General features: G+C 34.2%; 1 protein-coding gene. It reads left to right on the top strand.

Annotated features, from left to right (window positions below):
• Window positions 1-494: 494 nt before the first annotated feature.
• On the top strand, window positions 495-1,508 hold a 1,014-nt coding region (locus ACEW8U_RS11505; RefSeq protein ID WP_373522186.1), incomplete at its 3' end, for a condensation domain-containing protein.

Below are 1,508 nucleotides of genomic sequence, written 5' to 3'. Positions count from 1 at the left end.
AAAGTTCATAATGTACATGTATCAGGCCACCATGACAATATTTTCAAAAAACCGGAGATCTTAAAAGAAATGGCAGAAAAGATCCAAATTGTTCTTGATGGCAAACATGGTTCATAGGCCCAGACAAACAATCAATTGCCTGTAAACCAATTACATATGGTAAAAATTAAAGGAAAAATTCTTTAGAAGCTATCCATGTATTCAGCTTTAGTGTTTCCAAAACATTGATTGGATTATTAAAAATAAAGGATTGCTTTTTTGGCCAACACCGTTCTGAAAAAATCTTTTTCGGATATCGCCTCTGTTATAAACCCCAATCTGTGGAATTCAGGATAAACGAGTTACAAAGACATTATTTTACAATACCAATATATTTTTTAAAATTTTATATCTTTAGAAAAATAATTCATCCCAAACACCTAAATTCCCAACAAACAAATACAAGTTTCGAATAATGTTTTGACACATTTTTTAGTGATAAAAACAAAAAGACCATGCCATTAACAAAATCGCAAATCACCCCATCAGCGACGGAGGTTTCCTTTTTGATCAACAGCTATTGGATTAAAAAACTGGAAGGAATCGAAGAACTACAACTTCCAAAGGATCATTCAAAGTCTTTGACCAAAGGAACAGAAAATAACACAATCTATTTTCAGATTGAGAAGTCTCTCCTTGAAAATATTATTACCCACTTTTCAGAATCAAAGCCCGCACCATCTTTAATCCTATTGGCAGCATTGAAGGTGCTACTTTATAGATATAGTAATCAAATTGATTTTTTCATTGGCACAACCTGTAGGGAGACAGTACCTGAAATTCCAACCAAGAATGGTGTAAAAAACGTTTATTTGGACCTCCTGCCCATTGGAACCAAAATAGATGATACCAAGAATTTTGGTGATTTTGTTAAAAAATTAGGTGTCGATTTAATTGAAGCCAATTCTAATAATCAAATCTTTGTTGATCAACTAATTTCCTTATTAGGAAAAAAGAATGAAAAGGAATTGAGGTTACTTTACCCCGTCATCTTCGACTATCAGAATACCGATCTAGTTGTTCTTAACCGATCATCCAAAATAGCTCTTGAGAAATACAATTCAAGTTTCCTGTTCGGCTTTGTAGAAAATGATGAAAAAATTGAAGGATGTATCACCTTTGATAAGGAGTTCATTAGCTATGAAACCTTAAATAGAATGGTTTCCCATTATGCAACACTTCTTGAATCTATTCATTCCCATCCTTCCCTAAATCTTGGTTTTTTAAATTTTGTTCCCAAAGAGGAAAGAACCCTTCTGTTGGAGACTTTAAATGCTACGGAAGCGGAATACCCCCACGAAAAGACAATCGTGGATTTGTTTGAGGAGCAGGTAAAAAATAACCCTGATGCTATTGCGATTGAATTTGAAGGTAATCAACTTACCTACAGCGAACTTGACTCCAAGTCCAATCAACTGGCTCACTACTTGAAAAAGATCGGTATCAATTCTGAAGATCCGGTGCCCATT

Origin of the sequence: Aquiflexum sp. (assembly GCF_041751335.1) — a bacterium.
Lineage (GTDB): Bacteria > Bacteroidota > Bacteroidia > Cytophagales > Cyclobacteriaceae > Aquiflexum.
The sequence above is the reverse complement of the archived record's forward strand: the minus strand, read 5'-3'. Positions and strand labels throughout refer to the sequence as shown.